General features: G+C 49.8%; 11 protein-coding genes, 1 tRNA gene and 2 rRNA genes. 10 read left to right on the forward strand and 4 right to left on the reverse strand.

Annotated elements, in window-relative coordinates; genetic code table 11:
- From prmA to ACLJQJ_RS13705, 7 genes are all read left to right on the forward strand, one after another.
- Positions 1-882, forward strand: coding sequence for a 50S ribosomal protein L11 methyltransferase (gene prmA / locus ACLJQJ_RS13675; RefSeq protein ID WP_001145849.1), 882 nt, complete (start codon positions 1-3; stop codon positions 880-882).
- 137 nt (positions 883-1019) lie between these two features.
- Positions 1020-1277 (forward strand): carbonic anhydrase family protein, encoded by a 258-nt coding sequence (locus tag ACLJQJ_RS13680; RefSeq protein WP_223201883.1) that lies wholly within the window; start codon positions 1020-1022, stop codon positions 1275-1277.
- 266 nt (positions 1278-1543) lie between these two features.
- Complete coding sequence (dusB, locus tag ACLJQJ_RS13685) at positions 1544-2509, forward strand: tRNA dihydrouridine synthase DusB (RefSeq protein ID WP_001219664.1); 966 nt, start codon at positions 1544-1546, stop codon at positions 2507-2509.
- A gap of 25 nt (positions 2510-2534) precedes the next feature.
- Entirely contained in the window at positions 2535-2831 is a 297-nt protein-coding gene (gene fis / locus ACLJQJ_RS13690) for a DNA-binding transcriptional regulator Fis (RefSeq protein WP_000462905.1), read from the forward strand.
- 85 nt (positions 2832-2916) lie between these two features.
- On the forward strand, positions 2917-3801 hold the full coding sequence (gene yhdJ, locus ACLJQJ_RS13695) for an adenine-specific DNA-methyltransferase (protein WP_000642611.1): 885 nt from the start codon (positions 2917-2919) through the stop codon (positions 3799-3801).
- An 82-nt stretch (positions 3802-3883) separates the two neighbouring features.
- The gene (locus ACLJQJ_RS13700) at positions 3884-4048 is read left to right on the forward strand and encodes a DUF2556 family protein (protein ID WP_000620015.1); all 165 of its coding nucleotides are present in this window, start codon (positions 3884-3886) and stop codon (positions 4046-4048) included.
- Between the two features lie 150 nt (positions 4049-4198).
- Positions 4199-6274 carry a putative bifunctional diguanylate cyclase/phosphodiesterase gene (locus ACLJQJ_RS13705; protein ID WP_063808952.1) on the forward strand — a complete coding sequence of 692 codons (2076 nt, stop codon included), beginning with the start codon at positions 4199-4201 and terminating at the stop codon, positions 6272-6274.
- 26 nt (positions 6275-6300) lie between these two features.
- Here the strand turns inward: ACLJQJ_RS13705 and envR are convergent, their stop codons facing one another.
- Positions 6301-6963 carry an acrEF/envCD operon transcriptional regulator gene (gene envR / locus ACLJQJ_RS13710; protein WP_001085725.1) on the reverse strand — a complete coding sequence of 221 codons (663 nt, stop codon included), beginning with the start codon at positions 6961-6963 and terminating at the stop codon, positions 6301-6303.
- Between the two features lie 413 nt (positions 6964-7376).
- On the opposite strand from envR, the gene ACLJQJ_RS13715 reads away from it, so the two are divergent.
- The 3 genes from ACLJQJ_RS13715 (at position 7377) to ACLJQJ_RS13725 (ending at position 12118) form a co-directional block, all read left to right on the forward strand.
- Complete coding sequence (locus ACLJQJ_RS13715) at positions 7377-8534, forward strand: efflux RND transporter periplasmic adaptor subunit (protein ID WP_000160383.1); 1158 nt, start codon at positions 7377-7379, stop codon at positions 8532-8534.
- An 11-nt stretch (positions 8535-8545) separates the two neighbouring features.
- Positions 8546-11659, forward strand: a complete 3114-nt coding sequence (locus ACLJQJ_RS13720) for an efflux RND transporter permease subunit (protein ID WP_001273283.1) — start codon at positions 8546-8548, stop codon at positions 11657-11659.
- Positions 11660-11896: 237 nt separating this feature from the next.
- Positions 11897-12118, forward strand: coding sequence for a membrane protein (locus ACLJQJ_RS13725; protein ID WP_000825645.1), 222 nt, complete (start codon positions 11897-11899; stop codon positions 12116-12118).
- Positions 12119-12901: 783 nt separating this feature from the next.
- Here ACLJQJ_RS13725 and rrf (ACLJQJ_RS13730) read toward each other — a convergent pair.
- The 3 genes from rrf (ACLJQJ_RS13730) to rrf (ACLJQJ_RS13740) all read right to left on the reverse strand — a co-directional run bounded on the left by rrf (ACLJQJ_RS13730) (position 12902) and on the right by rrf (ACLJQJ_RS13740) (position 13262).
- A 5S ribosomal RNA gene (rrf, locus tag ACLJQJ_RS13730) occupies positions 12902-13017 on the reverse strand.
- Between the two features lie 39 nt (positions 13018-13056).
- Positions 13057-13132 (reverse strand) — tRNA-Thr (locus ACLJQJ_RS13735).
- Between the two features lie 14 nt (positions 13133-13146).
- Positions 13147-13262, reverse strand: a 5S ribosomal RNA gene (gene rrf, locus ACLJQJ_RS13740).
- Positions 13263-13511: the final 249 nt, after the last annotated feature.

Below are 13511 nucleotides of genomic sequence, written 5' to 3' on the forward strand. Positions count from 1 at the left end.
ATGCCATGGATCCAATTGAAACTGAATACCACCGGCGCGAATGCTGAAGAGCTGAGTGATGCGCTGATGGAAGCGGGCGCCGTTTCCATTACCTTTCAGGATACGCACGATACGCCGGTTTTTGAGCCATTGCCGGGCGAAACCCGTCTGTGGGGCGATACCGATGTGATCGGTCTGTTCGACGCCGAAACCGACATGAAAGACGTTGTCGCTATTCTGGAGCAACATCCGCTGCTGGGTGCCGGATTTGCCCATAAAATCGAACAACTGGAAGATAAAGACTGGGAACGCGAATGGATGGATAATTTCCATCCGATGCGTTTTGGCGAGCGTCTGTGGATTTGTCCCAGCTGGCGCGACATTCCGGACGAGAATGCCGTCAACGTGATGCTCGACCCGGGACTGGCGTTCGGTACGGGTACGCACCCCACCACCTCTTTATGTCTGCAATGGCTGGACGGGCTCGATCTCAACGGCAAAACCGTGATCGACTTTGGCTGCGGTTCAGGCATTCTGGCGATTGCCGCGCTGAAACTGGGAGCGGCAAAGGCGATTGGTATTGATATCGATCCACAAGCTATTCAGGCCAGTCGCGATAATGCCGAACGCAACGGCGTGTCTGACCGGCTGGAGCTGTACCTGCCGAAAGACCAGCCAGAAGCCATGAAAGCCGACGTGGTCGTCGCTAACATCCTGGCAGGCCCATTACGCGAACTGGCCCCGTTAATCAGCGTACTGCCCGTTGAGGGCGGTCTGCTGGGGCTTTCAGGTATTCTCGCCAGCCAGGCGGAAAGCGTCTGCGATGCTTACGCCGAGCTTTTCACTCTCGACCCGGTCGTCGAAAAAGAAGAATGGTGCCGCATTACTGGCCGTAAAAAATAATTCTTGTCAGCGTGGTCGCCCGGCCACGCTTTTCTCCACACAACTGCCTTAACACCTTTCTGTCACCGAGACATCATTAAATTCATCAAATGAATGCCTGAAATAACTTCTTTGTCACTATCCGTCTGGATAAACAGCTGCTACCAGCGGACAAAAGGTACTGGCGTTTTAACGGGTCGCAGCCATCGTCCTCGTGCTTAGTAAATGCTGTCCGGGTTGTTCTGCAGCATCCGCTAACCCTCTCTTCAACGCAGCTGGAAAAATTTATCCGTGCCATTCATGAACACAAAAGCGCATCTGTGCGCCCCCTTCCGACTGGCAATGGAGAAAAGTCACGCGCAGCGGGAAGTGATCTTGTCCTGAAACGAGACGGCGATCCCATTCATTTGGGGTAATTAGCTTATAAAAAAAGCAGATTATTCCGCTTATCTTGTTTCTGGACGAAGAAATAGAGAGAAGTTACGGGAATTTGTAAGCGCGTACAAAACCGTCGACAATAAATAACCCTATGATTTTACTGAATTATAAATTTATTTTGCTGTTTTTAAGCACGATTCATTGATCTACAACAGTGGATTGTTCAAAGTTTGGCCTTTCATCTCGTGCAAAAAATGCGTAATATACGCCGCCTTGCAGTCACAGTATGGTCATTTCTTAACTCATGCGCATCGGACAATATCAGCTCAGAAATCGCCTGATCGCAGCGCCCATGGCTGGCATTACTGACAGACCTTTCCGGACGCTGTGCTATGAGATGGGAGCAGGATTGACAGTATCCGAGATGATGTCTTCTAACCCGCAAGTGTGGGAAAGCGATAAATCTCGTTTACGGATGGTGCACGTTGATGAGCCAGGAATTCGCACGGTGCAAATTGCCGGTAGCGACCCTGTTGAGATGGCCGATGCCGCACGTATTAACGTGGAAAGCGGCGCCCAGATTATTGATATCAATATGGGGTGCCCGGCGAAGAAAGTGAATCGTAAGCTGGCAGGTTCAGCCCTCTTGCAGTACCCGGATTTAGTGAAGTCTATACTCATCGGGGTCGTAAACGCAGTGGACGTTCCTGTGACTCTCAAGATTCGCACCGGCTGGGCGCCGGAACACCGTAACTGCGTAGAGATTGCCCAACTGGCTGAAGATTGTGGTATTCAGGCTCTGACCATCCATGGCCGCACCCGCGCCTGTTTGTTCAACGGAGAAGCTGAATACGACAGTATTCGGGCAGTTAAGCAGAAAGTTTCCATTCCGATTATCGCGAATGGCGACATTACTAACCCGCATAAAGCCAGAGCTGTTCTCGACTATACAGGGGCGGATGCCCTGATGATAGGCCGCGCAGCTCAGGGAAGACCCTGGATCTTTCGGGAAATCCAGCATTATCTGGACACTGGGGAGCTGCTTCCGCCGCTGCCGCTGGCAGAGGTAAAGCGCTTGCTTTGCACGCATGTTCGGGAACTGCATGACTTTTACGGTCAGGCAAAAGGGTACCGAATCGCGCGTAAACACGTCTCCTGGTATCTCCAGGAGCACGCTCCAGACGACCAGTTTCGGCGCACATTCAACGCTATTGAGGACGCCAGCGAACAGCTGGAGGCGTTGGAGGCATACTTCGAAAATTTTGCGTAAACAGAAATAAAGAGCTGACAGAACTATGTTCGAACAACGCGTAAATTCTGACGTACTGACCGTTTCTACCGTTAACTCTCAGGATCAGGTAACCCAAAAACCCCTGCGTGACTCGGTTAAACAGGCACTGAAGAACTATTTTGCTCAACTGAATGGTCAGGACGTTAATGACCTGTATGAGCTGGTACTGGCTGAAGTAGAACAGCCCCTGTTGGACATGGTGATGCAATACACCCGCGGTAACCAGACCCGTGCTGCTCTGATGATGGGCATCAACCGTGGTACGCTGCGTAAAAAATTAAAAAAATACGGCATGAACTAATTTCGATTAGCTAACTGCTTGTTTAAAAAGGCGCTACTCGGCATGGGGAAGCGCCTTTTTTATACGCATCACATGGAATTTGGTCATGAAAGCGGAATGTGAACCTCAGTACTTTGGCGATGAATCGAAGAAGATTATTCACGGTGACGCGCTAACAGAACTTAAAAAACTGCCTTCTGAAAGCATTGACTTAATTTTTGCCGATCCGCCTTACAATATCGGAAAAGATTTCGACGGTATGGTGGAATCCTGGGACGAAGCGTCTTTTCTGGCCTGGCTGTATGAATGCATTGATGAGTGCCACCGCGTACTGAAGAAACACGGCACCATGTACATCATGAATAGCACAGAAAATATGCCGTATATCGATCTCAAATGCCGAACGCTTTTTACCATCAAAAGCCGTATCGTCTGGTCCTATGATAGTTCCGGGGTGCAGGCGAAAAAATACTTTGGTTCTATGTATGAACCGATCCTGATGATGGTAAAGAACCCGAAAAGCTATACCTTTAATCGTGACGCGATTCTGGTCGAAACCACTACGGGCGCTAAGCGCGCGCTAATCGATTATCGAAAAAACCCGCCCCAACCATACAATCAGAAAAAAGTGCCGGGCAACGTCTGGTCATTTCCTCGCGTACGTTATCTGATGGATGAATATGAAAACCATCCTACGCAAAAACCCAGCGCGCTGTTAAAACGGATCATACTGGCCTCTTCTAACCCGAGCGATACCGTATTGGACCCTTTCGCAGGCAGTTTCACCACAGGCGCTGTCGCAGCGGCGTCAGGTCGTAAGTTTATCGGTATTGAACTCAATAATGAGTACGTAAAAATGGGGCTCAGAAGATTGAGCGTCACTTCGCATTATTCAGAAAATGAACTTGCAAAAGTCAAAAAGAGAAAAACACAAAACCTGTCCAAAAAGCAGCGAAATGTCGGGATAAACGCGCTATCTTCAGAGAAGTAAAAGCATTGTAAGTCCGCTTTTCAGCGTCAAAATTTCATGTATATTCCCAGCACGCATGGGCATGAATACACAGGATTTGACGATGATACGTAAGTATTGGTGGCTGGTTGTTTTTGCCGTCTCCGTTTTTCTTTTTGATGCGCTTTTGATGCAATGGATCGAATTGATGGCGACTGAACAGGATAAGTGCCGAAACATGGACTCGGTTAACCCTCTTAAATTGATCAATTGTACCGATCTGGAGTAGCGAACCGGGCGATTTAACCTATGATTATTTATCACCCGGATTTCTTTTATCCCTTATAAAAACAGGGAATTAAAACACGTTGAGGATAAAAGAAGGGGTGATACTGTCTCGTCCTGTTCTTTTCCTGCATAACCAATGAGCTAATGATACATGCCGGTTAGTGAGTACAACCACATCCTTGTGGCGGTTTCATTTGCTGTCGCTATTTTTGCGTCCTATACCGCATTAAATATGGCCGGACGCGTAGCCGGAAGCGCCCGATCAAACGCCAGAATATGGCTAATGGGCGGCGGCTTCGCGCTGGGCGTCGGTATTTGGGCGATGCATTTTGTCGGGATGCTGGCGATGGATCACGCGATGAACATGCGCTTCGATCCGTTCCTCACCGGCCTCTCCATGCTGATCGCGATCGGCTCCTCCCTGTTTGCGCTATGGCTGGTTAGCGCTGAAAAACTGCGCCTGCGCCGTTTACTACCGGGCGCGCTGGTGATGGGACTGGGCATCAGCGCAATGCATTATACCGGGATGGCGGCGCTGCAATTTGCTTCCATTATCGTCTGGAATAGCGCGTGGGTTGCCCTCTCTATCATTATCGCGCTACTGGCGTCCTGCGGCGCGCTGTGGCTCACGTTCCGCCTGCGTCATGAGGGAACAGATGTCGCCCTGAGGCGAGCAGGCGCCGCGGTATTAATGGGGATAGCTATCGCCGGCATGCATTACGCCGGCATGAAGGCCGCACACTTTCCCCAAAACTGGCCGATGGAGCATCGTGGCGTCGATAGCAACTGGCTGGCTGTTCTTGTCAGCGTGGTCGCGCTGACTATCCTGGGCATTACTCTGCTGGTTTCTTTATTTGACGCCCGGCTTCAGGCCCGCACCGCACTACTTGCCTCTTCGCTGGCGCAGGCGAACCAGGAACTGGCGCAGTTGGCGCTGCATGATACGCTCACCCGTTTACCAAACCGGGTACTTCTTGAGGATCGTCTGGAACAGGCCATCAGCAAAGCGAATCGGGAAGGCACGTCTTTCGCGCTACTGTTTATGGATCTGGATGGCTTTAAAGCCGTTAATGACGCTTATGGTCATGATATCGGCGATAAGCTACTGGTAGCGGTCACGCATCGTCTGAACCAACCGCTGAGCGGGCAGTTTACCCTGGCGCGGATTGGCGGCGACGAATTTGTGCTGCTTGCAGAAGTCAGCGCGCCTGACGAAGCGGCTTCCCTTGCCAGCGCGCTGGTACATTCGATAGATGCGCCCTTTACGATAGATCCGTATGAACTGGTCGTCACCCTTAGCGTGGGAATAGCGCTCTATCCGCTGGACGGAAAAAACGAACGGGAACTGATGTTCAACGCCGATGCCGCGATGTACCACACGAAGCATACAGGGCGTAACGGATACCATTTCTTTCAGCCATCAATGAATATGCTGGCGCAAACCCAACTTCAGCTAATGAATGACCTGTGGCTGGCGCTGGAAAGACAAGAGCTCAGGCTGGTGTATCAGCCTAAATTTCAGGCCCCTGCCGGCCCCATTGTAGGATTTGAGGCCCTGTTGCGCTGGTATCATCCAAAACAAGGCGTACTGAATCCTGACCAGTTTTTACCGCTGGCGGAAAAAACGGGTCTTATCGTCACTATCGGTAGCTGGGTGATAGACGAGGCGTGTCGACAGCTCCGCGAGTGGCACTTACAGGGATACGACTTATGGTCAGTGGCGGTAAATCTGTCCGCCTTACAATTTGAGCAGCCCGGGCTTGTGGACACCATTACGCGGAGCCTGGCCCGACACAGTATCCGTCCCGATTTATTGATTCTGGAAATCACCGAAACCACGGCGATGAACAAGCCAGAGCAAAGCGTCGCTATACTCACCAGATTAACGGAAATGGGGGTTAAGGCCTCTATTGACGACTTTGGCACCGGTTATTCCAGCCTTCTCTATCTGAAACGTCTTCCGGCGTGCGAACTAAAAATTGATCGCGCTTTCGTACATGAACTCAGCGAGGCAGGCGACGGCGCGACCATTGTTGCGGCTATTGTCGCGCTGGCGAAAGCGTTAAATCTGCAAATTGTGGCAGAAGGGGTAGAAAATGAAACGCAGCAACAATTTTTGACCCAGTTAGGATGCCATACGCTTCAGGGGTTCCTGCTTGGCAAGCCGCGTACGGCAGAGGAAATTGCTCGCGATATTCGGGACCCTGCCAATACATTCACAAGGTAAATATATAATATCAACTCAAAATAATCTCAGGCTTCTTCCGCCTGTTGTTCATTTGGCATTAATTGCCTCACACTGCCATCCGGGCTTAGCATTTTTAATACATTATCGACTAATGCAGGCGCCTGCTTATAAAGATCATAACTTGTGGGATTCATTAACCAGTTCTTTACTATTCCGCTAAAACTACCATGCAGAATAATTAATATGACATCCAGATCAAGACTGCCTGAGATCAGCTTTTTATCCATACATCGCTGTAATACTTCAAGCAGCGACTGATGATGGAAACCCATCTTCTCCCGAATGGCCTGTTCCGATATCATACCATTATGGAATTCACATTTATGATATAAAATCTGCATTAATGCCTGCTGACGAGGCACTGCCGCAATATATTGTAAGGCTGCAATAAATTTCTCTCGTAGATCCTGTAAAGGATTATCATTCCAGCATCCCGTAAGCCTATCCTGAATAAGTTCGCGTAAAGGTGGTTGCTGTAACCAAACCTCATTAAACAACTGCGTTTTATTCTCAAAGTGCCAGTAGATGGCGCCCCGCGTGACATCAGCGGCATCAGCGATATCATTCAGCGTCGTGTTGGCAACGCCGCGCAAAGCGAACTGCGCAATAGCGGTTTCAATCAAGTGTTGCCGCGTTTTAAGCGCATCCGCCTTCGTTTTCTTCGCCATAATTAAGATATCCTGGACCATAAAAACGATAAATACGCTGATAAAATACTCAGCACAAAAAACAACTTTACCATGTCCTTTTTAGTCAGACGAGAGACAGCTATTTTTATTTCGCACAATATCGCCAAATCAATAATAAAAACAAATAAATTAATAAAACATATTCATATAAAATATATATTTCTATTTATGTTATTCAACATCATGATTTTACTAATCGGGACATTATGAAACGACAGGGAATAGTTCTTTTTTTTTGCTTTTATGTGCCGTGAACCCCATCCCAAAATAAGTATTGCTTACATCACAAGCTAATAATTTGTAGGATACCCCACTGCTATTCTATTTTTCGCGCGTTAACGCCTTACCGTTATCCGGTGAATAACGAGCTTTCGGTTTTTTAAGGAACAGTAATGACGAAACATGCCAGGTTTTCACTCCTGCCCTCATTCATCATATTCTCTGCTGCGCTGCTGGCCGGTTGTAATGACCAGGGAGATACCCAGGCTCATGCCGGCGAGCCGCAAGTCACCGTCCATGTGGTCGAAACAGCGCCGCTAGCCGTAACGACCGAACTTCCCGGACGTACGTCCGCATTTCGCATTGCGGAGGTTCGCCCCCAGGTGAGCGGGATCGTGCTTAAAAGAAACTTCACCGAAGGTAGCGATGTAGAGGCCGGGCAGTCGCTTTATCAGATCGATCCTGCCACTTATCAGGCCGATTATGACAGCGCTAAAGGCGAACTTGCTAAAAGCGAAGCGGCTGCGGCTATCGCGCACCTGACGGTCAAACGCTATGTTCCACTGGTCGGCACAAAATATATCAGCCAACAGGAATATGATCAGGCGATTGCCGACGCCCGCCAGGCCGATGCCGCCGTTGTGGCGGCAAAAGCCGCTGTTGAAAGCGCGCGTATTAACCTTGCGTATACCAAAGTCACCTCACCCATCAGCGGGCGTATAGGAAAATCTAATGTGACTGAAGGCGCGCTGGTGACTAATGGTCAGTCAACTGAACTGGCTACCGTGCAGCAACTCGACCCGATTTATGTCGACGTGACGCAATCAAGCAACGACTTTATGCGACTCAAGCAATCCGTCGAACAAGGTAACCTGCATAAAGACAGCGCCAGTAGCACGGTTCAACTGGTAATGGAAAATGGTCAGGTCTACCCGATTAAAGGCACGCTGCAATTTTCCGACGTTACCGTAGATGAAAGCACCGGCTCTATCACGCTCAGGGCGGTTTTCCCTAACCCACAACACAGTCTGCTTCCCGGTATGTTTGTTCGCGCACGCATTGATGAAGGCGTCCAGCCCAATGCCATCCTTGTCCCCCAGCAGGGCGTAACCCGCACGCCGCGCGGCGACGCAATGGTGATGGTGGTTAACGATAAAAGCCAGGTCGAAGCCCGCAATGTCGTGGCGGCGCAGGCTATTGGCGATAAATGGCTCATCAGCGAAGGGTTAAAACCGGGCGATAAGGTCATCGTCAGCGGCTTACAAAAAGCGCGACCGGGCGTCCAGGTGAAAGCCACTACCGATGCTCCTGCAGCGAAAACGGCGCAATAAGGTAACCGTACATGGCAAACTTTTTTATTAGACGTCCTATTTTCGCCTGGGTTCTGGCCATTATCCTGATGATGGCTGGCGCACTGGCAATAATGCAACTTCCCGTTGCGCAGTATCCAACCATTGCGCCGCCAGCGGTTTCTATTTCTGCAACCTATCCTGGCGCGGATGCGCAGACGGTACAGGATACGGTTACTCAGGTTATCGAACAAAATATGAACGGTATCGATAACCTGATGTATATGTCCTCTACCAGCGACTCTGCTGGTAGCGTGACCATCACCCTGACCTTCCAGTCCGGAACCGATCCGGATATCGCGCAGGTTCAGGTGCAAAATAAATTGCAGCTCGCCACGCCTTTACTGCCGCAAGAAGTCCAGCAGCAGGGGATTAGCGTTGAAAAGTCCAGCAGCAGCTTTTTGATGGTCGCCGGGTTCGTTTCAGATAATCCGAACACTACCCAGGACGACATCTCTGACTATGTCGCCTCTAACATTAAGGATTCTATCAGCCGTCTGAATGGTGTGGGCGACGTTCAGTTATTTGGCGCACAGTACGCCATGCGTATCTGGCTGGATGCGAATCTGCTAAATAAATACCAGCTCACGCCAGTTGACGTCATCAACCAGTTAAAAGTACAGAACGACCAGATTGCGGCAGGCCAACTGGGCGGCACGCCAGCATTACCGGGCCAGCAGCTTAACGCCTCAATCATCGCCCAAACGCGTCTGAAAGATCCGGAAGAGTTCGGCAAAGTTACGTTGCGCGTCAATACCGACGGCTCTGTCGTTCATCTCAAAGATGTCGCGCGTATTGAGCTTGGCGGTGAAAACTATAACGTTGTAGCGCGCATTAACGGTAAACCGGCCTCCGGTCTCGGTATTAAACTGGCGACCGGCGCTAACGCGCTGGATACCGCAACCGCAATCAAAGCGAAACTGGCGGAACTGCAGCCTTTCTTCCCTCAGGGAATGAAGGTGGTTTATCCTTATGACACAACGCCCTTCGTAAAAATATCTATCCACGAAGTGGTAAAAACGCTGTTTGAAGCGATTATTCTGGTGTTCCTGGTAATGTATCTGTTCTTACAGAATATCCGGGCAACCCTGATTCCTACCATCGCTGTTCCTGTCGTGTTGCTAGGCACTTTTGCGGTACTCGCCGCCTTTGGCTATTCCATCAATACTCTGACGATGTTTGGTATGGTACTGGCGATAGGGCTGTTGGTTGACGATGCGATAGTGGTCGTAGAAAACGTTGAACGTGTAATGATGGAGGATAACCTTTCTCCCCGAGAGGCGACGGAAAAATCCATGTCGCAGATTCAGGGAGCGCTGGTTGGTATCGCGATGGTACTGTCTGCGGTATTTATCCCGATGGCCTTTTTTGGCGGCTCGACCGGGGCAATTTATCGCCAGTTCTCTATTACTATTGTTTCAGCAATGGCGCTATCCGTTCTGGTTGCGTTGATTCTGACGCCAGCACTGTGCGCTACGCTGCTTAAACCCGTATCTGCTGAACATCACGAGAAAAAAAGCGGCTTCTTTGGCTGGTTCAATACCAGGTTTGATCACAGCGTTAACCACTATACTAACAGCGTAAGCGGTATCGTGCGTAATACGGGTCGCTATCTCATTATCTATCTACTTATTGTAGTCGGAATGGCGGTTCTGTTTTTACGCCTCCCGACCTCCTTCCTGCCGGAAGAAGATCAGGGAGTATTCCTGACCATGATTCAGCTCCCCTCTGGCGCTACGCAAGAACGTACGCAGAAAGTGCTGGATCAAGTCACTCATTACTACCTGAATAATGAAAAAGCGAACGTCGAAAGCGTGTTTACCGTAAACGGCTTTAGCTTTAGCGGTCAGGGACAAAACTCAGGGATGGCATTTGTTAGCCTTAAACCCTGGGAAGAGCGTAACGGTGAAGAAAATAGCGTCGAAGCCGTTATCGCCAGAGCGACACGCGCCTTCAGCCAGATTCGCGACGGGTTGGTGTTCCCCTTCAACATGCCGGCAATTGTCGAGTTAGGTACCGCGACAGGTTTCGACTTTGAACTGATTGATCAGGGAGGGCTCGGTCACGATGCGTTAACGAAAGCGCGTAATCAACTCCTGGGTATGGTCGCGAAGCATCCTGATCTATTAGTGCGCGTACGCCCGAACGGGCTGGAAGACACGCCACAGTTCAAGCTGGATGTCGATCAAGAAAAAGCGCAGGCGCTCGGTGTTTCGCTGTCTGATATCAACGAAACCATCTCCGCGGCGTTGGGCGGCTATTACGTTAACGACTTTATCGATCGCGGACGAGTGAAAAAAGTATACGTTCAGGCTGACGCTCAGTTCCGTATGCTGCCGGGAGATATCAACAATCTTTATGTACGCAGCGCCAATGGCGAGATGGTGCCCTTCTCTACCTTTAGCTCAGCACGGTGGATTTATGGTTCGCCACGCCTGGAACGCTATAACGGGATGCCGTCAATGGAACTGCTCGGTGAAGCAGCGCCCGGACGAAGTACCGGTGAAGCCATGTCGTTAATGGAAAACCTGGCTTCACAGCTGCCAAACGGTATTGGCTATGACTGGACAGGTATGTCGTATCAGGAACGGTTGTCAGGTAACCAGGCGCCGGCGCTGTACGCAATCTCACTCATTGTCGTTTTCCTCTGCCTTGCCGCTCTGTATGAAAGCTGGTCAATTCCGTTCTCGGTAATGCTGGTCGTACCGCTTGGCGTGGTTGGCGCTCTGCTTGCAGCGTCATTGCGCGGTCTGAACAATGACGTTTACTTCCAGGTTGGCTTGTTAACCACTATTGGCCTTTCTGCTAAAAACGCCATCCTGATTGTCGAGTTCGCCAAAGATCTCATGGAAAAAGAAGGACGTGGATTGATTGAAGCGACGCTGGAAGCATCCCGTATGCGTTTACGTCCTATTCTAATGACCTCGCTGGCCTTTATTCTCGGGGTAATGCCGTTAGTTATCAGTCGTGGCGCAGGTAGTGGGGCACAGAACGCAGTAGGCACAGGGGTTATGGGGGGAATGTTAACCGCAACCTTATTAGCTATCTTCTTCGTGCCAGTATTCTTCGTTGTTGTAAAACGCCGATTTAATCGCCATCATGATTAACCGGTAAACAGAGGCGTCTTCGGACGCCTTTTTAAACGGTACGTCTTTATCTCCGCTATTCCTCCCTCTCCGCTTACTTTTGCATTCTCCATAGTTTTTACAATTCACATGAATTGAGATGATTCCTCATGTCGGCCATTTTTTCTGTGGTGGTAAAATAATTCTCGTTTTCGCAGCGGTTAGAGCCAGCATTTACGTTGTTGTACTTCGCGAAACGCTGATTAATGAGGTAACACCATGAAAAGACTAATTCCAGTTGCATTGCTTACCACCTTATTGGCAGGTTGTGCACATGATTCTCCCTGCGTACCGGTTTATGACGATCAAGGGCGGCTGGTTCATACCAATACATGTATGAAAGGTACAACGCAGGATAACTGGGAGACAGCAGGCGCTATTGCTGGCGGCGCTGCGGCGGTAGCAGGGTTGACGATGGGTATCATTGCGCTTTCTAAATGATACATGCAGGCGCGGCAATGCCGCGCTTTCAGTAATAATATAAAGGTCGTACGGATACTCAGCGACGTAATCTATTCAGCCTGTCCCCCGAAAGTTAACACGGTAAAACGCTCTCTTTTCTTACTCGCCCATCCCGATGGGATTTATTCTGTTCCTTGTCCGATGCAGACAAAATTGTAGCTTGATAGCATCGTAAGCCGCATTACAAACACGCTTTATACAGTAAGACTTAGAGCGTGGTCATTAGGCGTAATTATTACAGACAGTCTGGATATAAACCGGAGCATACACGTAATACATGAGGATTTTGAGCACTGTCCCAGGGCCAAACTGGCAAATAAAATAGCCTAATGGGCCAGATTCTTAGTCCTCAGCGAATATCTCTATTGCTTATTAGAGGCGTAAGTAAAAGCCGTTTGTACATCCACTTCAGCACGGTTCACATTCTATGGTTCAGGCGGATATATGGTGGGAAATCACGTTGACTAAAACGGTTTTTATCTACTCTACGAAGATGTTTAAAACGCGTCGGCGTCATTACCCGATAACTTTTTCCATAGAGAGATAAATGCAAAAAGGCCCAATCTTTCGATTGAGCCTTTTGCTTTATTTGATGTCTGGCAGTTTATGGCGGGCGTCCTGCCCGCCACCCTACGGGCCGTTGCTGCGCAACGTTCAAATCCGCTCCCGGCGGATTTCTCCTCCTCAGGAGAGTGCCCACCGACAAACAACAGATAAAACAAAAGGCCCAGTCTTTCGACTGAGCCTTTTGTTTTATTTGATGTCTGGCAGTTCCCTACTCTCGCATGGGGAGACCCCACACTACCATCGGCGCTACGGCGTTTCACTTCTGAGTTCGGCATGGGGTCAGGTGGGACCACCGCGCTACTGCCGCCAGACAAATTCTTTTTCAAATGCCGAACTTTAACCGTATTAAGTGGTGCTGATACCCAGAGTCGAACTGGGGACCTCACCCTTACCAAGGGTGCGCTCTACCAACTGAGCCATATCAGCACACTAAATTTGATGCCTGGCAGTTCCCTACTCTCGCATGGGGAGACCCCACACTACCATCGGCGCTACGGCGTTTCACTTCTGAGTTCGGCATGGGGTCAGGTGGGACCACCGCGCTAGTGCCGCCAGGCAAATTCTTTGTGCTCTGTCCTGTGTCTTTTACACTGATACGGCGTTGGCTGCTCTTGCGAGCGTCAGTCACATACTTCTGTATGCTCCTTCCGTCGCTGCGTTTGCCGCCTTGTCTCAGCGTAAAATCCTTCGGACTCTGAATCTGAACTGAAAATTGTTGTCTTCTCAATCCGCCAAAACATCTTCGGCGTTGTAAGGTTAAGCCTCACGGTTCATTAGTACCGGTTAGCTCAACGCATCGCTGCGC

Source organism: Salmonella sp. SAL04202 (assembly GCF_046550775.1).
In the GTDB taxonomy this organism is placed as follows: Bacteria; Pseudomonadota; Gammaproteobacteria; order Enterobacterales; family Enterobacteriaceae; genus Salmonella; species Salmonella enterica.

Coding starts and splice junctions, on each gene's coding strand:
- ACLJQJ_RS13715 (WP_000160383.1), top strand. CDS start 7,377: ATGACGAAACATGCCAGGTTTTCACTCCTGCCCTCATTCATCATATTC.
- yhdJ (WP_000642611.1), top strand. CDS start 2,917: ATGAAAGCGGAATGTGAACCTCAGTACTTTGGCGATGAATCGAAGAAG.
- ACLJQJ_RS13725 (WP_000825645.1), top strand. CDS start 11,897: ATGAAAAGACTAATTCCAGTTGCATTGCTTACCACCTTATTGGCAGGT.
- envR (WP_001085725.1), bottom strand. CDS start 6,963: ATGGCGAAGAAAACGAAGGCGGATGCGCTTAAAACGCGGCAACACTTG.
- ACLJQJ_RS13705 (WP_063808952.1), top strand. CDS start 4,199: ATGCCGGTTAGTGAGTACAACCACATCCTTGTGGCGGTTTCATTTGCT.
- dusB (WP_001219664.1), top strand. CDS start 1,544: ATGCGCATCGGACAATATCAGCTCAGAAATCGCCTGATCGCAGCGCCC.
- prmA (WP_001145849.1), top strand. CDS start 1: ATGCCATGGATCCAATTGAAACTGAATACCACCGGCGCGAATGCTGAA.
- ACLJQJ_RS13700 (WP_000620015.1), top strand. CDS start 3,884: ATGATACGTAAGTATTGGTGGCTGGTTGTTTTTGCCGTCTCCGTTTTT.
- fis (WP_000462905.1), top strand. CDS start 2,535: ATGTTCGAACAACGCGTAAATTCTGACGTACTGACCGTTTCTACCGTT.
- ACLJQJ_RS13720 (WP_001273283.1), top strand. CDS start 8,546: ATGGCAAACTTTTTTATTAGACGTCCTATTTTCGCCTGGGTTCTGGCC.